Origin of the sequence: Nocardia pseudovaccinii NBRC 100343 (assembly GCF_001613225.1) — a bacterium.
Classification (GTDB): domain Bacteria; phylum Actinomycetota; class Actinomycetes; order Mycobacteriales; family Mycobacteriaceae; genus Nocardia; species Nocardia pseudovaccinii.
In genome coordinates this window covers 1-20318 of sequence record NZ_BDBY01000246.1, presented here as the reverse complement: position 1 = coordinate 20318, position 20318 = coordinate 1, and the positions used below count along the sequence as shown (strand labels likewise).

Genomic DNA, 20318 nt, shown 5'->3' with positions numbered 1-20318 from the left:
CCACCAAATGCCTTCTCCGTGGCTGGCTTTCGCCAGCGGGCGATGAATATGATTGTTGTACAGTAGGTTTGACAAGCTGAAAGTCTGGCCGGTCTATTCCATTGGAATATTTGAGCCCCGCCGTCCTCGACGCAGCCTGTCGAGCGGGATCCATCGAGCGGTTGCGTGTTCACGCTTTAAAGCACTGCTGTGTCGATCGATCGCGGATTCGAGGAAGTCACGCAGCGTGTATGTCGGTGTCCGGAGTTTCATGCCGTTGACAGCTCCGTAGCAGCGTCCCCGGATAGACGGCGCGATCCATGACTGCAGTTGTTCCACCTCCCCTGCCGTGCGGGCAGTTGGGTTGAATCCGCCTCGCTTCAGTGTCGTTGCTTGGGACCAACGCTGGCCTTGGTTGTACTCGCGCTCAAGTTCAGTGCAGTACCTCGAGATCGCATCCTCGAGGAACTTCCGCATGCTGTACTTCGGATCGACGTCGTCTTGCATGCCGGTGACGACGCCAACAGCTTCTCGGTAGAGGTCGCGTGATATGTCGTTCTGTAGCTGGCCACTGCGCGCCGAGCTATCACCGCTGGCACCCGGTTGCTCGGCACTGGTCAAGGAACGATTACTTTGTGGTCGATGAGCCAGTCGACGACGCGGTCCTGATCTTGGGTGATCTCCTCCTCTGGCACCCACATGAGCAGTGGTTCTCGCGCGGCGAAACTTTCACCTGCATAGACCGCTTCGCGCACGGTGCTTGTCACCAGGGGCCCATACTCGTCATGGTTCTGAAGACGTTCGAGCATATCGACGTAGAAGCGGCCGGACTGCTTTCGCTTGACCCGAACGGGAATGATCGCTATCAGCTCTATCGGCAGAAACTCGGCGACTTCGAAGACAATATCCCGAGCTTCCTTCAGGTGCCGACCTGTGCTCTTATCATCTGGGGTAACGACGGCGATTGCGCCGGAGCGGCCGCGGCTTTCGTCGTTCTCGCCCGCCGCGGCCCAACGCAACGCGAGATACGTCATCGGTCCGACAGTGCCCTGCAAATCGAAGATCTCGATGTCGGGAATCTCGTCGTCGGCCCGCCCGCTGTCGATGCTGTTGAGAGCTTTCAGCGCTTTCTCCGAGCCGAGTTGATCGCGCTCCATCACCGTCACCGCAGAGCCCAGCGTCGCTCCAGTTGATCCGATTCCAGAGGGCACCAGTGTTAGCCGCTGCAACCACTCAGCCTGGTCCGGTTCCCGTGGTGCGATCCCACCGAGGCGCTTGGCATCCTCTGCTGTCTCGCGGTAGATCGGCACCTCAAGCTCACGGAGCGTGGGCGGCCGAAGGCCTGACTTTGTCTTTGCTGCGGGGTCAGGAACGACCTCTACCCCACCCAGGGCTTCTCCCAAGACGTACGGCGGGTCCTGGTAGTGGAAGTACTGGCTTCCGTCGCCCTGCGCGTCACCGTCGATGTACCGCACTTTCTTCTTTTTGCGTTTTGCGAGCGCACAAGCGAGATTGACCGCTTCCGTGGTCTTTCCTGTTGACCCGCCGGCACCAATCATCACCAACCGTATGGGCTTCTTGGTGGTCATGAGCTACTCCGTTTCGATGAGTCGTGCGCGGTCATAGTCGGTGAGGGTGTAGAGGCCCAAGGCCTCGAGTCGACGGACGTGGCGCTGGATGGGGATCGGCCAGGGCCCGTTGGTTGCGTAGTGAGCACGAGCCGCTTCTGCTTCCAATGCACCAAGCGCTGACGCGAGGGCGGCTCGTTGGATGTCAGGCCGAACGCCAGCAAGCAGCAACAGTTCAATGGACGCCGCGGACACGTCGAACCCTGCTGCAGTGACGAACTCGGCGGCGTCGTCGAAGTCGATCAGAGGGGCGGCGAGGATGGCATCGGCCAGTGTGTCGACAAGGGTGGAGCTATCGGGTGTGGCGACGATGCGACGCATCGCCGCCACACGCTCGTCATGGGCAGCTTTTGCGGCGAGGAGAGCCTTCTCGACGGCTTCGGCTTCCGCTAGGTCCGCCGACGGAACGCTGGACTGCCCGTCGGAGGCGGGTGCGGGCTCGGATATTCCATTGGAATAAAGCGGTTCTGCCTCATCACCAGACGTGCCGTTCTCAGCGTCTATTCCATTGGAATATTCTTCAAACCCTGGCGCTGTACCGAGGTCTTCGCCCTGCTTCTCGCTGACACGGTGCCGGGGAGCTGGCGGCGTCGAATAATAGGTAACTCGGCCGGAGTCATGGACGACCGCGCCAGCCAACTCACCAGCTTCGCGAATCTGATCAACCTCGTTGTCCCGGAGGACATGGCGCCAATCGTCTGCGCCGAACAGCTCCTCGGGGTCGATTTCTGGAACGCCGCCCTTAGTCAATTTGGCGCGCACGCTGGCGGCAGCGGCCGCCTTCTCCGCTTGCGCCTTAGTGTGGTTCACCGCCTTCCGGACTGCTTCAGCCGTGCGCTCGGGGCCACCTTCCTCGCCATCGCGATCCTTGAGCGAGCTGACCGCTTTGAGGTACACCGCCTCCCGCTCAGCCTCTGGCAGCTCCAGAAGCTGTCGCGCTGCGTGGGGACTGATGTACTCGGCGTCGATGGCTTTCTGGACGACTGGTGGAAGTTTGAGGAGCTGCAGCGCCTTGCTGACTCGCGACTGGCTGACACCAACGACGGCGCCGATCGCGGTCTGATTCACCTTGGTGTACTTCTGCAGGCGCTTGTAGCCCTGGGCTTCTTCCAGCGGAGTGAGGCGCAGCTTGGTGATGCTCGACGTGAGGAAGATCTTCGCAGCAAGGGCGGGAGCTGCGAGGTCGTCGCGCAGCACGTAGGGGATGTCCTTCACGCCGTCGGCGTGCACAGAAGCACTCCACCGACGCGTTCCGTCAATGGGCACAAACTCGTGCTCGGGAGGAATGAGCTCCGCCATGTCGGGCTCATGCGACAGGATCGCTGCGCGACTAGCGAGGAGAATCGGCTCGTAAACGCCGAGATCTTCGATGCTGCTGATGAGGTCGAGAAGTTCTTCCTTATCGAGATGCCGGTGCTCAGGGTTTAGCGGGTGCGGACCGATTCGGTCGAGCGCCATCCTCGGCAGCCTTGCAACCTCCGCAGGGGTCAGAGCCTTTGCCTCGGCGCGAGCTTCTTCGAGCTTCTTCAGGCCTGCAGCGGTCGCCATCTCTCCCCCCACTGCGGTACGTGCAGTTTGAGTCTCCGTTGCCGTGGCGACCGCACTGCTGCCGCCCCTGCCACCCCTACCACCTCGACCCATGAGCACCTCCTGATTCGTGGACGCCCAGCCACGTGGCGGGCAAAGTAATCATACTATAGTTATCATATTCCAATGGAATATCAGTCACAGCGTTCGAGCTGACATTCGGCTTAGGGGCCGGGGCATGGGCCGGTTCCACCTCTGTGGATTCTCAGGGACGCCGACGACCGCGCGGTGTTGAGCCCGCAGCCGGATCGGCTGACTTGAGGGAGATTCGGAGAGATCTACTCCGGGGGCGCCGATAGCATAACCGAGCGCGGACCGCTGCGCAGCGAAGACGAGACGACGGCGCGGTGGTACACCAGTATTGCCAGTATTCCAATGGAATACGGAGGCTTCTGCGCCGCACCTTGGCCGCCAAATATTCCATTGGAATACTTCCCGACGCTCCGGCTATGCCTGGTGCCTGGCGGTGGCAGACGTCTGCCGTCGAGCCGATCAGCATCCGTTAGAGTGTGGTATGGCGGACTGGCTGACAATCAGTCTCCTCGCGCAACCCGTTCTAGCAGTGCGAAGAAGGGGGCGAGCAACCCTCTACGTCCGACTCGTATCGGTGGCGGTGTAGCGATACATGTTCCCTTTGGCAGCTCGCCCTTGTCGACCCGCTTCCAGAAGTCATCAGGGCCTGAGACCACCCTCGGATGAGGGGCCTCCTTCGAACGACCATTCCGGCATGAACCAACTTCCGGTCGTTCCTGTGTGCAGGTAAGCAGATTCACCTGCGGTGTGGGAGTTCTCCTTTGGTCGCTCAGCAGATCCTGGCGGAGTGACCCCACCGTTCATGTAACCGCGCCGACGACGAGCGGCTTAGCTGGACTCAAGAGGATCTCGTCGACCGGGCCACGCCACCACAGTCAACCCCGGCTGCACTGAATCTTCGGCCACGGGGCAGCCGGGTGCCTTCGTCGTTGATGCCCGGGGATGGCCTCGACGGGATCAAGAAGCGATCGGAGTCGGCGAGCATATGCATCCGCGCAACCACTATTTCGTCAAGTGACGTTTCTCTGTGTGGTCATTCATGGTCCAATCATGGAAGTTTCCGGCAGGGGAATCCCGATTGCAATGGCGCACAGATGATTTGGCTTTGTGGCGGTTGACTGTCAGTTGATAGTGCTGCGTGAGGGTGGGGGAGCGACGAACGTAGGCGCGTCGGATGCGGCATTCGCCGGCAGCCAGTTGCCGAATTCCGAATCGGATTTGTCACGTCCGCGGTCAACGTACAGGGATTCGATCAGGGCGGTGATGTCGCTGACAGGGACGACCTGAACTGATAGGGGAGTGGTCGGCGCCGAGTCGGCAGGAGTGGGCTTTTCGTAGATTCCGGTTGCGATGGCGAGGCCGATCAGCGCGGCGGTAAGAGCGAGGCGGTTCATCGTGGTCCCTCCGGAGAGTCCGCGAACTGGGAGGCGAGGATGCTGGCTGCTCCAAAGGCATAGAGGATGGCGGCTGTGGCCCCGAGGAAGGTGATGAGGTGGCCGCGGTCCTGGGCGAGCAGTTGCTCGGCGAACAGCAGGCCCCAGGACTGTCCAGCGATCGGCGCAAGTGCCCAGTGCAGGGTCTGTGGCGGTGGCTCCATTCGTGCTGTGAGGTAGCCGAGAGTGCTGAGTCCGAAGACGGCGCCGATCGTTGACAGGAATATCGCAGCGGGTAGGTCGAGCGTGAGGTACCAGGTGACCAGAACTCCCACGCCGCCTGCGCCGAGGTATGCGGTGGGACGGGTGGCAGGGTGTGGGGGTGCTACGACGGTCATCGGCGGCTTCCTATGCGGGTTGCGCTGGCACGCAGCGTATCTCGTGTGATGGCGCCCTCGGCGAAGGCTTGAGGCCGTGCGCCGAGGTGGTACAGGTCCGGGTTGTGTGGGCAGACGAAGACCGATAGGGATTCGCCGGGTCGGCGTTTGCGGACGGCCTTCACGTCGGCGCGGCTGTGGTACCCGTGGCCTTCGCATCGGGTGCACCAGGTCCATCGGGCTGTCGGGTTGTAGGCGCGGCGGGGTTTCACGCGGCACGTCCGATCTGGAGGTTCAGCCAGTCGCCGAGCCACTGGACCGCGTTGCGGCCGGAGTTGTCTACGACCAGTGAGCCGTAGTTCGTGTGTGCTCCGGAGGCGAAAAAGTTTGCGGCGCTGAGTCCCTCATTGACAAGGGCTGCCAGGTCGTCGGCCCCTTGAGATGTCGCCATCTGCGTCAGTGACCCGGTCAGACCGTTGAGATCGAGGTTCTCAGCCTGCTTCGAGATCGTCGATGCTGCGGTGTTGGTCTGCTTGCCCAGCAATTGCGGCGAGGTCTTCTGTGCGGTGCCGGTGAGCATGTTCACTGCTACCGAGGCCAGGTCGAGACCGACCGGGAGCAGTCCCGTGAGCGCTGCTGCGGCGCTGGCCAGATCGGGGGCTTGGCCAGGTGGCGGGATCAGCTTCTCGATCGCTGTCCATGCGACTTCCTGGATCTGGCCGACGATGTTGGCCAAGCGGATGACGTCGACGTTGCTCAGGATCGAGGTCACCAAGGCCGCGATCGAGGTGAATCCCGAGGGGTCGGGGATGATCGACAGGATCGATGAGATCCATTGCAGGTCGACACCGGCGGCGAGTTTCACCAGCGGTTGGAAGGCGTTGTTCAGGTCGCCTGCGATTTCGTGGGCGCCGTGGGCGTCGGTCGTGGCGACTTTGGCGGGAAGCTCTGTCAGGTCCCGCAGGATCCGGGGGAAGTCGATCGTGGTGATGTTGGTGACGACATTGAGGCCCTGATTGATCATTGTGCTGGGTTTGAGCACCGAGAGGACGCCGGTGGCGGATCCGAGGATGTCGGCCGACGTCGATGCCAGTGTGCCGATCTGCCCGTTTAGCGCACCCGCTGCGGTGGTCAGTGCGGAGATGTCGGGGGAGTTGGTGGGCAGCGTGGTGGTGCCGCTACCCAGCAGTTTGGTGGCGGCGTCGGCGATCGTCGTCACGGCCGAGATCGCCCCGGGCAGATCTGCCTGGCTGGCTTTGGTGAGGACCTGCCCGGCGCTGTTCTCGGGGGTTCCAGCTGGTGCTGTCGACAATTGGGTGGTGGCCGCGTTGTTGGCTGCGCCGGAGCTGATGAGGTCGGCGAGCGGGCCGAGGGTGTTTACCAGCTGGTGGGCAGCGTGGGCGACCTGGGCCAGGTTGACTGTGCCGCCGCTGGTGAGGCTCGACACCACGTCACCCACCGAGGTCGCCAGCCCGGCCAGGTCAGCCTTGGAGAAGTCGCTGGTCAGCCCGGACGCCAACTCCGAGTCTGGACCGGCCTGTTCGCCGTGTGATCCTCCGGGGGTCTTGCTCAGCAGGGAGCCGAGCTGGCTGAGCACCGGGTTGTCGCCCTTCTGTATGGAGCAGTACAGGTCCTTGGGGTCGCAGATGCTCGCGACTCTGCCGGACAGTTTGCCCATGCCTTGCGGCCGTGGGTCGGCGATGCCTGTGCCTGCGGTGCGGGGGCCGACGGTGGCTTCGCCTTTGGTGCCCGAACCAGGGTCGGCGAGCAGGCCGACGGCGAGGACCTTCTCCGCGGAGACCGGGCCGCGGTCGTTGCCGATGTCGGAGGCGAGGTCGCCGGCGGCATCGGCGCCCTGGCTGTAGCCGGTGATGGTGTACTTCGCCTTCGGGCATCGGGTGGCGTAGTCGCGAAGGGCGTTGCGGGCGTTGTCTTTTCCGGTGTCTTTGCTGTCCGCGTAGGTGTGGCCGTTGTCGAAGGCGCGTGCCATGTAAGGCACGAAGTAGATGTCGGCTTGTTTGCCGTGCTCACGCTGGATGGCCTCAGCGACGGGGCGCAGCATGCCGATCGGCTGCGACGAATCAGCTCCCTCGTTCGTCTCCCAGGTGCCGGGGATGAACAGGTTGAACGTCTCTGCACAGCCAGTTGGAGCTGCGTGGACGAGCCCGGGTGCTGCCACCGCGGAGGCACCGACGGTGACGGAAGCGGCCATCATTGTGGCGCCGGCGTTGCGCACGATCGAACGGATGACAGACATCTGGACCTCTCTGCCGAGCCAGAACAGCTGGTGACCTCGAATCGGGCGGTTGTCCACTCGGTTCGAGGAGGATGGCCCAGTGTTGGAAATCTGCAGGTGCAATCTCAAACAACCCCTGCGACAAGGCTGACCCCAGGATGTGGTGTCGCTAGTCGGGTGGCGATCCGTGGCGCTGCGCTGTTTCTCGTGCAGTCGAATTGATGCCGTGACCAGCGGTGATGGCAGGTCCCTCCATCCTCGCCAGCCGTCGGCTGGCCGCGGAACGGTCGTTCGGGCCTTGGACTCCCTGTGACCGCGCGACATACGCCGATTCATGGTGGTTGAAGGGGCGTGCGCCTGGCCGCATTACATTCCTACGGAGTGCTTTTCGGTTCAGCACTTCACTCGCTCCGGCAGGGAGACAGGTTGCGGCGTGCGTTCGTGGAGCCGCCCGGACGGGAGCGAACTTCGCCACAGCTGATGTACGGAGAGGATGTTTGTGGACTCCTCGGCTCTTGGCCGCCTCTCGGGCTGCACGACGACTCGGAGCATCATGGGGCACGGCACCGACCGGTCTGCGCAGGTACTCAGCTCGGCGCCGTTCGACATCCGCCCGGGTCCGAGCTCGGGCGGCCGCAGCCAGTTCGGATGGCGATGGCCCGGACCAGTCCAGAGCAGCGAGCCGGGTCCGCAAATAGGCGATCGGTTGGCGAATCCGATCGGGTGTGCTCCAGCCGCGGTCCTTGTTGTCCCTGTTCAAGCGGTCTTCGATTTCGTGGCCAAGCCACCGCGCAGTGTCGATGCCGGCAGCCACGATGGCGTCGGCGACTGCCCCGAGATGCCCGCAGCCTGGGCGTAACCAAGGGTTGTGCAAGTGCCGGCCGTCCTCTAGACGAATCCACCGTCCGCGGTCGATGCCCGAACGCCCCACGAGCACGGCGGCAGCCTTCAGCAGATGCAGTGGCCGTGGGTTGTCCGTTTTGGTTCGGTGGGCCGCTTTCTGCGCCGAGCACGATTTCGTGCTCTTTGGTGAGATCTTGCTAACGCAAGATGAACTACTAAAACCCCCTGAAGGGGGTAGGTGGCCAGTGCTGCTGAGCTGGGGATATGCCAGAGCGGCCTTCGCGGGGCGTGATCGTGGTATCGGTGATGCTGACGCGCGCCGTGGCAGCTGTGCAACCTCGCGCGGGCTGGAAAGGAACCATACCGACGCAGCGCGTCGCTGCACGCCACCGTGATGCGCCTCGGCCAGCATCCGCTCGAACCGCGTCAATCGGTTTCGGCCGCGCACGACCTCGACCGCCAGGCCGAGCTCGGCGAGTACCTTCCGGGCCCGCCGGACAGCGCGGGCACTCACCCCAGCTCGGCGCGCTAGGGCCTCGTTCGAAGCAGTCACATCGCGGCCGGTACTGCTGGTCGAGAACAGCGCCATGGCGACCGCAACGGCCACGACGAACTTCCAGCTAACGTCCTGGGCCTTGCGGACAACGCGTCCTCGGTCCGTGGCCAGGGTGGCACGCACCTGGTCGAGCCAGTGGACACGGCTGGTCACCATCGGAATGCGGGCCCCGGCACCTTCAGGGACCGGCAGAGACCACGATCGTCCTCGCTGCGTTGCGTTGAGACGCTCAAGCCGATCGACATTAGCGACGGCCTCCGAGAAATCGTGCCAGTTCGCGGCGTGTTCATCGCCATCACCGAACCCTGAAAAAGAGCATGCGATACCCTTGGAGCTGCCCTGCACCGGCAACACCTTTCTGAGAGCGCAACAACCAGGGATCCGACTGTCATCGGATCCCTGACGAGCTATCGAGGGGCTTCTTCCCTCAGCACAGAACCTCTTTCCCGCAAGGGGTTCCGCGCTGCTCACATGTCGTTGCTGATTCGATATGGACTTAGGCGATAAAGGTCAAGCAGTCACCTCCTTCCGTCGCGTAGCACCTGCAGCAGGGTGGCACCGGTCCCGTCGAAGTGAAAACCCTTGCTGATCAACAGAGTTCACGTCGCGCTCCGCGCTTAGTGTTGTGCCCAGGCGCAGTCGTGCACCAACTCGCACATGTGGCCGTAGGGGATGCGACGGACTCGCTCCATGAGAATCCTCCGGTCGAGAAGGGAGCGCGCCGCCAGCGCGACATCGCGAATCTCTTGCAGCGACGCAGTTTCGGGGTCGGTGGCGACGCGGTCGACGACATCGCGTAGCACCTCGGCGCCGTAGAGGGACTGGCTCATGGCGCTGTCCTCGCCCGCACGGTGCCTGCGGAGGACGCCATCGCCGCGTCGAGGTCATCGAACTCGGCACGACGTGGACGCTGGGGCAAGGGTGATCTGCTCGGCCGGGGTGGCGAGAGGATGAGTGGCCCGTAGACATCGACGAGGTCGACGGCGTCCATGACCGCAGGTGTGCATATTCCGTGCAGCAGCCGGGCCCGGATCGTGCCGTTGACCGCGAGCAGAGCCCAACGGCGGCCGTCGCGGTCAACGCCCTCGAGAATAGGGTCAGCGGTCATGATCAGGCCGCCTCGTGGTGCTTCGACCGGCGTACGCGCTGCCGTTTCGCCAGTCCGTTGCGGCGGCGATCGAAATCAGCGAAATCGTCTTCGGGGACGATATTGCCACGCGAATCGAACAGCAGCCCGCCCATGATCAGGGATTTCGGCGCTGCTCGGTCGGCGATGGCGCGTTCGGCGGCGCGGCGGCATGTGATGAGTAGAGGGCATTTTCGGCACAGACCGACGGCGCGGTTCCAGTCGCGGCGGTCGCTGTGGGTGTCGACCTGCCATCTGCTGCTGCCCGCGCACAAGGCGCGCCCGGTCTCGCGGGGTGGTGTGTCGATGTCGCCGCGACAGGCGAGTTCGCGCTTGATGTCGCGCAGGGTCGGGCATTCGCGCAGACCGCTGCCGTATGCCAAACCGCAGCGCGCGCAGCGGGTGCCGGACGGAATCGGCCGGTGCTCGCGCGCTATCCGATACAGCACGTCGTATGGGGTTCTGGCCAACGGACGGCCCCGGATTTTGGGGTGTTCGGCGAGCCATCGCAGTGCCCGTACGACGGGCGGGCAGTTCGGCTTCTCTTCGCTGGCGACGAAACCACATGTCAGACACCGTTTTCCGGCCTTGTCTCGGACGTGGTCGATGAGTATCTGCCGAGCTTGGGCATGAGTGAGCCGGTTGGCGCATCTCAGCGTCGTGCGCGGCCCCCTGGAGGGGCCGCTCCTGAAGGTGTTCATGGTTGTTGCCCTTCCGTCGAAATGATGCGCGGCGCGTGATGCGTCGAAATGCGTTGCGCGGGGATCGGTTTCGCGATGGGTGGCGCGGGATCCGCTGCCCATCGCCGCGAGTCCCTAGTCGACCAGGTCTTGCGCGGCGGCCAGTACGCCGTTGGCCGCGTCCGTCGCCGGGCCGAACGTGCCGGGTTCGAAAGGTTGCTGTTCGGCGAGTACATCGGCGGCCGCGGTAGCTACCGCCGACGTCGCAGGTTCGGCCTTGGCCGCGGCGATCACGTCCCGGGCGAGCTGGGAAGCTGCTGCTCCGAGCTGTGCGCCCCACGGCTTGGTCGCGGTATCGATCTGCGCTGCGGCGGCCTCACCCGCGTTGACGACGGCCCTGAAGGCATCACGGCCGCCAGGCTGCGCCTGGATCCAGTCGGCGGCCTGCTCGCCTGCGGTTATGGCGTCGTCGGCGGCTTTGCGGAACTGGTCGTGTAGCGACGGCGGTGGCGGCGTGGGTGTCGAGTCGCCCGGCGCAGCGGGGGAAGTGTCAGGGGGCGCAGTGACGTCCGATCCGTCGCCGCCAGTGGCCAGAGCTCCGGCAGCGCCGCCGATGACGCCACCGCCGATCGCGCCGATGGTTGCGGCGGGGATTCCGAGTGCGGCCGCGCCGATGGCCGCCCCGGCGGTGGCGCCGAGAGCGGTCCCGGCGACGCCGGAGGTCACGGTGCCCAGGATGGGGACGGGAATCAGCGTGCCCATCGCGGCGCCTGCGATGCCGCCGACGGTGCCTCCGATGAGCCCGCCGACGACACCGCCCACGGTCGCGGCCGGGACACCGAGGACCGTGGCGCCGATTGCTCCGCCGGCGGCGGTACCGGCGACGATGCCGATGCCCATGCGGGTGGAGCGATCGGGACTGAACCCGACGCTGTTGAGGAAGACATCGACGTTGCGTTGTTCCTCGGCGGCGCGGTAGTTGAAGTGCCATGCGACATCGGCAGGAAACCAGTCGGGGCGTGGAATCCAGGCATCGCCCACGCCGAGCTTGTCCGGTGCCACCGGCACGATCACCTTCGGTGGGTCCGGCACTGGCTCCGGCGCGTGCAGGGTGGTGAGATCCTCGGCCAGCGGTTTCTGCGGGGTGACCTGATCACCACCGGACCTGTTGCGGCCCGACTGCGATGGTGCGGGCCGATACTCCTCGGGGCTGCGCTGTGGTGGATCGGGCAGGAGGGCGCCCAACGGGCTCTGCTCGGGTGGTCGTGGCGGCGGGGTCGGAGTCGGTGGGGTGGTGGTGCCTGGTTGTTGCGGTGTCGAGACTCCCGGTTGTGTCTCCTGCTGCTGTTGCTGCGATGGGCCGTTTTCTGTGACGCCGGGCTGGGGCGCGGCGGCCGCTGTGCCCTGGCCGACAACCGCCAGGATCGCGATGGTGGCGGCGAGAGGCACTGCAGCGGTGCCGGGTCTGCCGGTTCGGCACCGGCGCAGCGGGCGCACGACGGTACTCACCGTGCGCGGTTGCGATGATCTGCTCATGCTGAAATCCCTTCTGTTGCTTGGTGATCACCCGCTGTGCTGCGGCAGCTCCGGTGCGTGAAGACTTTGGGCACTGCGGCGTCGGCCAGTTGAGACCTCGGCCGGCCGGGCGGTCAGGTCACGCGATGGTGTTGCCCCAGCACCGTGGCCGCGATGGCGCCCACCCGTACTCCGCGCCCGCTACCGCCGCCCAGCCGTTCAGCGTTGCTGGCCATGCAGTCCGCGGCGCCGGGACAAATGCGGCGGGCGTGCTGCCGCGGGGGCTGTCATCGCTGCTCACCATCGAATGAACAGGCGTGTAGCGGAAGGCAGGCAAAGCTCGAGCCTGGGCGCGGAGGCCGCGGCCCCGCACAGGCGCGGTTGAGATCGCTCCCTTCGTGTGACGTGCGCGCCCGTCAGCGGCGCCATGGGCCGTGACGAGCGCTAGCACGTCTGGGGTGTTCGCGGATTGACGAACGAGGTCACTGGCGAATCCGGCGCGAATAGGCACGGCGAGTATGCCGTCGCCCATTGGCGGGGATCGCCGGGCCGCTTGCAGCGCCGATGGTTCTATCGGTAGTGGAAAATCCCGCGACATCAATCCCCCGTCCTCGGTCGGGCAATACACGACACTGCAGCGATCGACACGTCACACTGAGGTCGAGAAACAACCTGCGGCATGCATGGCCGCATTTCTTGTTTATGCCCCCCGGTCGACATTCGGCTGTCTCCTGCAGACGTCGGGTGACGTCTTCGGCGCCGTCTATCCGTCCGTATGGAACGCGCTGGTATCTGAGTTGTTTCAGCTTCGCTCGTCCGATCTTGAACTGTCAATAGGTTTCTGTCCCCAATTAATGGAACTAACACATCGGCGAATTCCCAATTTGTTCTTCTTCGGTGAACGAAGCTCCCCAAACAGGGGACCTTCGGACCGTGGGCCGAAGAGACGTGTGCTGTGAACTGGCTATATCCGACGTCGACGCCGCCCGGGCCTGACGGGGTAGGCCGGGTCGCTCAAGAGTCCACTGTCTGTAGTGAATGACTGGCGACGCCCGGAGGTGCTACTCGCCCGAGTCGGAGATACCTGCTGTCTCTGGTCGATTCAGTAAGTGCTATAAAAGGGGACTCTGTTCATCAGAAAGCTCCTAAACTGGGGACTTGCTGGTTATTGACTATGGCGACATGGCATTAAATGCTCATTTCCGTCCCCGCTAGTCAGCGAAACGAGATTCGAGCAATGGGCACCATCGAATCGGTGAAGGTTGTGATCATCGGCGCCGGTTTCGGCGGGCTCGGTATGGGCGCCGAGCTACGGACTCACGGTGTTGAGGATTTCGTGATTCTCGAAGCGTCGGGCGATCTAGGCGGAGTCTGGCGGGAGAATATTTATCCCGGGTGCGGTTGCGATGTCCCCTCGCACGAATACTCCTTCGATTTTCAGCCCTACCGCTCTCCAGCTATCCGGTTCCCGGGTCAGCGGGAGATCCTGCGCTACCTGCACCAGGTCGCCGACCGCCAAGGCCTGCGTCCACACCTGCGGCTGGACGCCGCCGCCTCCTCCGCCGAATACGACGACCACACCGGCCGATGGATGGTGAGCTGCCATTCCGGTCAGCGCTATCTTGCCGAGACGGTCGTGTGCGCCGTCGGCATGCTCCACCGCCCACACATCCCCGACATCCCGGGCCGGGATTCGTTCGCTGGGATCACCATGCATACCGCGGCCTGGGACCACAGCCACGATCTCACCGGCCGCCACGTTGCGGTGATCGGCACCGGCTCGAGCGCCGCCCAACTGGTCCCCGAGATCGCCGACCAGGCAGAGCGGGTCACCGTATACCAGCGGACCCCGAATTGGGTTCTGCCCAAACCCCGCGCTCAGTTCAGCGGCGTACAACGATGGGCGATGACCCGGTGGCCGGGCCTGCACCCCCTGTACCGATCAGCGATCCATCTGGCCGCCGACGTCGGCCTTGCACCGATCATGACCCGAGGCTGGTCCGCCCGGCCCGCGCAATGGATCGCGCGCGCATATCTTCGGCGACACATTACCGACCCCACGCTGCGAACCCGGCTGACACCGAGCTACCGCCTCGGCGAAAAGCGCATCCTTGTCGACTCCGGCTACTACCCGGCCTTGACCCGCCCCACCGTCGAACTCGTCACCGCAGGCATCGACCACCTCACCCCGGACGGCATCTATACCCGCGATGGCAGCCTCCGACGCGCGGACGCCGTCATCTACGCGACCGGGTTCCGAGCCTCGGAATTCCTTGCCGACCTGGACGTCCGCGGCCGTGAAGGGCAGCAACTGCACCAGCGATGGGCAGCTGGCGCCGAGGCATATCTCGGCGTGGCCGTCCCCGGCTTCCCCGGCCTGTACCTGGTACACGGACCCGGCACATTCCTGTCGTCAGGGTCCAACGTCCGCATGAAACAAGCCTCAGCCCGCTACATCGCCGCCTGCATCCGCCTGCGCGACCGGCTCGGCACACCCATCGACGTCCGCGCCGAAGAAATGGCCCGCTACCAGCACTGGCGGCAACAGGCCCTCGCACGCACCGTCTGGCCCAACGGCACGGCACCGACCTGGTACAAGGACCCAGCCGGGCGACCGGTCACCCTCTGGCCCGCCACCGCGCGCCTATACGAGCAACTGACCCGCCGAGACCCCGCTCAAGCATTCCTTCCCGTCACCGTGACACCGACCCAGAGCGCTCCGACTGGTCCCGAAAGTTCGCAGTACCGTCCCAGCGCCGGGACTGCGCCATCACCAAAGGCGAATTGACCAGACGATGTCACGGCGCGCAGACATGGACCATGTGGTTCCGAATCTGTCGGGCGGTCAATTGCCCGATCATCGTAGGTGGACACTAGGTCTGAGTCACCCGAAGGGAAACAGGAGGCTGACCTGTAGCCGCGCCAGCTGGAAGGGGCGCACCGACACCTGGGCCTGGGAGACCGTGCGAGCACCAACTCGCGAGCCTGCGGCGACAGCGGGCCGGTGCGGATCTAATCAGGCTCGCACCGTCGCAGCCCCTTCGTCGAGCGCCTTACCCGGACAATCGAGCGCTATGCGGTGTTGCGGCCTGGGGCGATAGAGTCCTTGGTGGCCTTGATGTAGTTCTCGGCGAAGATCGGTCCTTTTAGGCCGGTGATGTCGAAGGCGTCGACCATCAGAGCCAGGTTTTCGACCAGGATGCTGCGGTGGTGCCGAAGTGCTGCCGCGACTTTCGGCACGTCTGGGTGGTTGATGAACCACTTGGCGCCGTCATCGATGATTTCGAGCGCGTAGGCTGCCGCGGCGGAGGTGGCCAGTCGCCGGGCGTCCGGGTCCGTGGTGACATCCGCGATGCCGAGGAGAGATGTCGTGGCGAGACGTTGGCTGGTCGCGGTGGCCAATTCGACGGCGGCCGATTCTGGTCCCAACGCGGAGCTGGCCGGGTCGTAGGTGCCGTTGCGAAGGGCAGTGGCGATTCGGTGTTCTCGTTCGACGAGCATGCGGGCCCACCACGGTAATTGTGCGGGCGTTCCGGGCAGTTGTATGTCCGCGATCTTGGGAGATCTTCCTGCGGTGGCCCATAGTGCCCTGTTTGTGCCCTCGGCGGTGATGATCGCTTCCAGGTTGTCAAGCCAGTCGGTGATGTGGTTGATTCGCAGCGCGCCTTGTGCGGCAGCATGTTCACGCATAGTCATCAGGACGCGGCGGGCGGTGTAGCTGAGCAAAGGCTTGGCGAGCATCGCCAATGTCCCGTGGTCGTGATCGGTTGCGGCGGGGTTGGCGCGCATGTCACGGAGTTGTCGGCCGAGCGCGCGGGTTGCGTATACCGCTGCGACACCGGATGCCTGGTCCTGTTGTACCGAGTCGCGATCTGCCAGCCGTTTGGAGCCTTTGGGCGCGCGCTGCCGGGCGTAATTGTCGAATCCCGCGAGGGCGGCGGCGGCCGACCAGATGGCGGCGTTCGCCAGGTCCACACGACCGTCGTCGAGGACGCTGATCGCGCGGTGGAACCGATCGCGAACGGGCACTGCGCATTCGAATTGCCCGTCCTCGGTCATGTGAGCCCAGTCGCCTCCGAGTAATGCCTCGCGCGGGACCCAGGTGCGCTCGAATGCGATCAGGCCGTGATCCATGGGCGCTCCGTTCTTGTCTGACAGCGCTGCAACATGTACCCCTGCCGCCAGCTTGCCTGTCGAGTCGCGCAGTCTCAGCAAGAAGGGAAGCACGCCTTGATCGACGCCATCGACGAGCAAGCGTGCGGTGACGACCGCGATCTTCGGAGTCGACGTGTTAGCGGCGTTCGGCATGAACTTTTCCGCTTCGTCTATCGGGCTGTACAGCCAGTATCCGTCTGCGCTGGCGTCCCATTCCGCGATGAACTGTTGGTTGGCGCCGTTGGTGCCGCCGAGTTCGGTGATGGCGATCAGGCCGATTGACTCACCGGTGTCCAGCTCTGCCAACAGTCTCTGTTGGTATCGTGACCCGTTGCCCAGCTTAAGGATCGCGCCGATCGACAGGTCGAGATGTCCGGTCAGTATGAGCAGCAGACGAGAGGCATGGACTTGCGCGGCGTCACATAGTGCGCCCCGCAGCTGGGGGTCGGCGGCGATCACACGAGCCGGCACGCCGAACAGGGAGATGAACGCGCGTAGGAGATCTGGTGCGATCTGCGTCTGCTGGGTGTAGGTGAGCCCTGATCGTGGCACGTCGCCGAGTCCAACAACAAGGTCGCGTATCTGGCGGTGCAGCGCCAAGTATTGGCCGTAGACCACTTCTTGTAATGCTGCGACCGTTGCTGGGCTGGTGGTGATTCTCGCAGGCGCTTCGGTGGAGGATCCGGTGACCGGGTCGGCTGTTGGACGGGCTGTCGTGGTCATGTGCACTCACTCCTGGTGACGCTGGTGCCCGCGCCCGGTCTCACGAATCAAAGGCGACGCGAACCACCCCGGCGCGGAGTGTTTGACAGCCTGGGCGACGTGCGCGCCGACCAGGCATTGGTGTGATCAAACATCTGCTGCCGTCATCTCATCCGCGTCCTCCTTGACCCCGCCTGTCATGGCGGTGGTTCGCTGTGGGTGTGTCGAGATCAGGTGCGCCGCCGCAAGTTCTATATGCGGCGCACCCGCGGTTATGGGTGAGGGCGGAGCAGTCGGTGGGGGACATGGCCGAGTCACCCGAGCTTCACCGGCAACTTCGCCAGCGCGCGGTGGAATGGGCCCGGCCGCCACTCCAGATCCTCCTGCGGGACCGCCAACCGCATATCGGGCAAGGCGTCCAGAAGCCAGTCGATTGCATCAGTGCAGATCCGGATCGAGGCCATCTGAGCGTGGTCGGGGCACCGGTGCGGACCTATGCCCCAGGCGAGATGCCAACCGTTGCTGGCGAAATCCCCGTTGGAGACGTCCGGGGCCGAGGAGCACGCGGCCATAGAGGTGATGACCGGCTCGTGCGCGGGCAACCACGCGCCACCTCGGAGGATCCGGGTGCGGGGGTAGGTGATGCAGTAATTCGCCAGCGGTGGGTCTGTCGCCAGGACCTGTGTCAACGCGGTGGCGGTGGTCTGCGCATTGTGACCGGTGTATTTGTCGTCGGTCAGCTGCAGCAGTAGTGTGCTGGCGATGAGATTCTGCGGTATCTCGCTACCCGCGGAGTAGCACGTTACGAGTTGATGGATCATCTCGTAGTCGTTGAGGTTGGCTTCGTGGCTGAGAAGTCTGGTGGTGATGTCGTCACCGGGCTCGGCGCGCTTGAGGTTGACCAGGGCCAGCAACGCCGCGTCCAGCTCCGCATTGGTCGAGGCCGTGTCCTGGGACTCGAAAAGGTCGGCGGAAGCCGAGGCGACTTTGACGGCGATTTCTTCAGGGCATCCAACCAGGTAGTTGAGCGCCATGAACGCCAACGGTGCGATGTAGTGCTCAACCAGGTCGACAGTCCCGCTCTTCTTGTCCGGACGCAGGTTCTTGATCAAATCATGAGCGATCCGCTCTACCGTTTCGGCCAGCTGATGATGGTTGATCCCCCTGAGGGCGTATTGGGTCGCTGTGCGATAGCGCACGTGTTCGGGGGAATCTCCATCGGCGCGAAGCGAGTTGGGGCGCCATTCCACCATCGGGAGAAAGTCCAGTTTTCCGGTGTAATTCTTGGTGAGTTCTTTCTGCCAATGGCGCGGGTCGGCAGGGAAGTGGTGGGGGTCGTTGAGAATATCCACCGCCACGCCGTAGTCGATGACCAGGGTCGCTTTCACTCCTGGCGCCATATAGACCGGCACGAGCGTCCCGTATCGGCGGCGCATCTCCTGATAGAAATGGTGCGGGTTGTTGGCGAAGGCCTGAGTGTAGATGGGGATGCGTTCCCCGACGGCATCTATTTCCCTGGCCAACGATTCGTCGCTGCGCGTGTACTGCGGCGAACTCACAGAACTCCTTGAATTAGACGTAATGGACGATGGTGGCACGATCCGCCGCAGCGCAGGCCTTCCGCACACAGGCGGAGACAACTGCGTAGATCGTGGATCAAGAACCGGTCACACGGATAACAGAAATCCACTGGATCCGGCCGGGGATAGTCGCTGGCGAAATACTCTGAGGACCATGAACACCGATCCGCGCGCCTGGAGCGATCGTGACATCATTGGGACCTCCCTACCTCATCCGGCCGGTGATCGGCACGACGCCGAACCCTAAGGAACGGACCGTCCGGTACGTCAAAAGTGTTCTATCACAGTGATTCTCGCCTCGGTATAGCGGTCTCATCATAGCTATCGATATCGAGGGCCGCAGCACGAACCCGGCGTTCGCCACGGCTTACGGGGTTTACCACGGCATTCGCGAAAAAGCCTCGAGCAGATGTGAACATTAGGTAGGTAATGGAGTAGGTAGTTACCTAATCCATTGCCACTGAAGAGCGCGTCAAGGAATTCCCAGCGCGTCTACGCTGGGCCCTCAGCGCGACCACCAGCAGCGCTCGGTTCGGTCGGGGGTAGGTCGATTTCCTCTAGGAGTGGAGTCGGCGCCGATCGATGCGGTAGGTAGGTAAAATGCTAGGTAATTCGCTATTTCGGTGGCATCACTGAATGTGGCAAGGTGGCACTTGTCGGCCGGTGCGTTCTCGCTCGGATTTCGTACGGCCATAGCCCTGATACTGAAAAGCGCGGAGCGTCGCGTTTTTCGTTTGGCGTAAACGAGTACCAGACATGTGCCCGCACCGAGGGCGCGTTACACGACTGGAGTCACTTTCTTTGACCATGCCGGAGTCGCACATCATTGTCACCGAGAGCCGCCCTGCTTATCACGGCTCTCCAGCCGATATGGACGGCCCCAGAGTTCCGCTGTACACACCTGAATTCCTCGCGGATCCGCATCGCGTGTATCACCACATGCGTGAGCAGTACGGGTCGCTGGTGCCGGTCGAGTTGTTGCCGGGAGTGCCAGCGACTCTGGTGATCGGCTACCACGTCGCGTTGCGGATCCTCCACGATCCCATCCACTTTCCAGCCGACCCCCGGGCATGGCAGGAAACTGTGCCAGAAGACTGCCCCGCACGGGCGATGATGGCCTACCAGCCAGCCCCGCGATTCAGCAGCGGCGTGGACCACATTCGGTATCGGACAGCGGCTGTTGCCAGCCTCGACCCTGTGGATTTGCATGAGCTGCACGCCATTGTCGAGAACATTGCCGGCCCGCTGATCGGGGCCTTCGTCAAGGCCCGGTCCGCCGACTTGGTGGCCCAGTACGCGCAACCGCTCGTTTCCGAGGTCCTCAACCGGATTATGGGCTGCTCAGCCGAGCTCGGCCAACGTGTGGCGATCGGGATGGCCGCACGGTTCGACAGCACATTGGAAGCGGGCCACGGCATGGCCGAGGCGAAGGAAGCGCTGATGGAGCTGATCAGCCTCAAACGAATCGACCCTGGCGACGACATCGTCACCAGGCTTATTCACCATGAGGCCGCTCTGAAGGACAGCGAGGTACTGGGCCAACTGCTGAGTTTCTATGCTGCGGGCAACGAGCCGCTGCCCAACCTGATCAGCAACACGCTGCTACGCATGCTCACCGACGACGGACTCGGATCCGGTCTGGTGGGCGGCAACGTGTCGACACGCGACGCCCTCGACGAGGTCTTGTTCAGCGACCCCCCATTGGCGAACTTCTGTACTACCTATCCGCGCCAGCCGATCCTGATCGAGGAGACCTGGTTGCCGGCGCACCAGCCAGTCGTGATCAGTCTTGCCGGGTGTAACAACGATCCGAAGATCGCTGGCGGTGACCGCACTGGCAATCGCTCGCATCTGGCGTTCAGTGCCGGACCGCATGCCTGTCCTGCTCAAACCCTGGCCTACCAGGTCGCACAAGATGCGATCGATCAGTTGCTCGACGTACTGCCCG

At 63.8% G+C, this 20318-nt stretch carries 15 protein-coding genes; 3 read left to right on the top strand and 12 right to left on the bottom strand.

Going from position 1 to position 20318, the window contains the following annotated elements:
- Nucleotides 1-93: 93 nt before the first annotated feature.
- The 10 genes from NP3_RS48325 to NP3_RS30370 all read right to left on the bottom strand — a co-directional run bounded on the left by NP3_RS48325 (nt 94) and on the right by NP3_RS30370 (nt 11954).
- Nucleotides 94-600, bottom strand: coding sequence for a hypothetical protein (locus NP3_RS48325; protein WP_157124650.1), 507 nt, complete (start codon nt 598-600; stop codon nt 94-96).
- A complete protein-coding gene (locus NP3_RS30415; protein ID WP_063045046.1) occupies nt 597-1568 on the bottom strand; it encodes a ParA family protein in 972 nt (323 codons plus the stop codon). The genes NP3_RS48325 and NP3_RS30415 overlap by 4 nt, the downstream gene beginning before the upstream one ends.
- A gap of 3 nt (nt 1569-1571) precedes the next feature.
- Entirely contained in the window at nt 1572-3155 is a 1584-nt protein-coding gene (locus NP3_RS30410) for a ParB/RepB/Spo0J family partition protein (RefSeq protein ID WP_063045045.1), read from the bottom strand.
- A gap of 1193 nt (nt 3156-4348) precedes the next feature.
- Complete coding sequence (locus NP3_RS30405) at nt 4349-4621, bottom strand: hypothetical protein (protein WP_063045044.1); 273 nt, start codon at nt 4619-4621, stop codon at nt 4349-4351.
- The gene (locus tag NP3_RS30400) at nt 4618-4998 is read right to left on the bottom strand and encodes a hypothetical protein (protein WP_157124648.1); all 381 of its coding nucleotides are present in this window, start codon (nt 4996-4998) and stop codon (nt 4618-4620) included. The genes NP3_RS30405 and NP3_RS30400 overlap by 4 nt, the downstream gene beginning before the upstream one ends.
- Nucleotides 4999-5245: 247 nt before the next feature.
- Nucleotides 5246-7234, bottom strand: a complete 1989-nt coding sequence (locus NP3_RS30395) for a cutinase family protein (protein ID WP_063045055.1) — start codon at nt 7232-7234, stop codon at nt 5246-5248.
- Between the two features lie 1995 nt (nt 7235-9229).
- Nucleotides 9230-9442, bottom strand: coding sequence for a hypothetical protein (locus NP3_RS30385; protein ID WP_063045041.1), 213 nt, complete (start codon nt 9440-9442; stop codon nt 9230-9232).
- The gene (locus NP3_RS30380; protein WP_063045040.1) at nt 9439-9720 is read right to left on the bottom strand and encodes a hypothetical protein; all 282 of its coding nucleotides are present in this window, start codon (nt 9718-9720) and stop codon (nt 9439-9441) included. The genes NP3_RS30385 and NP3_RS30380 overlap by 4 nt, the downstream gene beginning before the upstream one ends.
- A 2-nt stretch (nt 9721-9722) precedes the next feature.
- Entirely contained in the window at nt 9723-10208 is a 486-nt protein-coding gene (locus NP3_RS30375; RefSeq protein ID WP_157124647.1) for a hypothetical protein, read from the bottom strand.
- A gap of 345 nt (nt 10209-10553) precedes the next feature.
- The gene (locus tag NP3_RS30370; RefSeq protein ID WP_157124646.1) at nt 10554-11954 is read right to left on the bottom strand and encodes a hypothetical protein; all 1401 of its coding nucleotides are present in this window, start codon (nt 11952-11954) and stop codon (nt 10554-10556) included.
- A 125-nt stretch (nt 11955-12079) separates the two neighbouring features.
- Between NP3_RS30370 and NP3_RS48320 the strand changes: the two genes are divergently transcribed.
- A complete protein-coding gene (locus NP3_RS48320) occupies nt 12080-12244 on the top strand; it encodes a hypothetical protein (RefSeq protein ID WP_157124645.1) in 165 nt (54 codons plus the stop codon).
- 926 nt (nt 12245-13170) lie between these two features.
- On the top strand, nt 13171-14721 hold the full coding sequence (locus tag NP3_RS30365; protein ID WP_063824950.1) for a flavin-containing monooxygenase: 1551 nt from the start codon (nt 13171-13173) through the stop codon (nt 14719-14721).
- 284 nt (nt 14722-15005) lie between these two features.
- Here NP3_RS30365 and NP3_RS30360 read toward each other — a convergent pair whose 3' ends face one another.
- Entirely contained in the window at nt 15006-16811 is a 1806-nt protein-coding gene (locus tag NP3_RS30360) for an acyl-CoA dehydrogenase family protein (protein WP_084509177.1), read from the bottom strand.
- A 293-nt stretch (nt 16812-17104) separates the two neighbouring features.
- Nucleotides 17105-18349, bottom strand: coding sequence for a cytochrome P450 family protein (locus tag NP3_RS30355; protein WP_063045036.1), 1245 nt, complete (start codon nt 18347-18349; stop codon nt 17105-17107).
- 828 nt (nt 18350-19177) lie between these two features.
- On the opposite strand from NP3_RS30355, the gene NP3_RS30350 reads away from it, so the two are divergent.
- Nucleotides 19178-20318 (top strand): cytochrome P450 family protein (locus tag NP3_RS30350; protein WP_245721180.1); only part of this gene is annotated, 1141 nt, incomplete at its 3' end.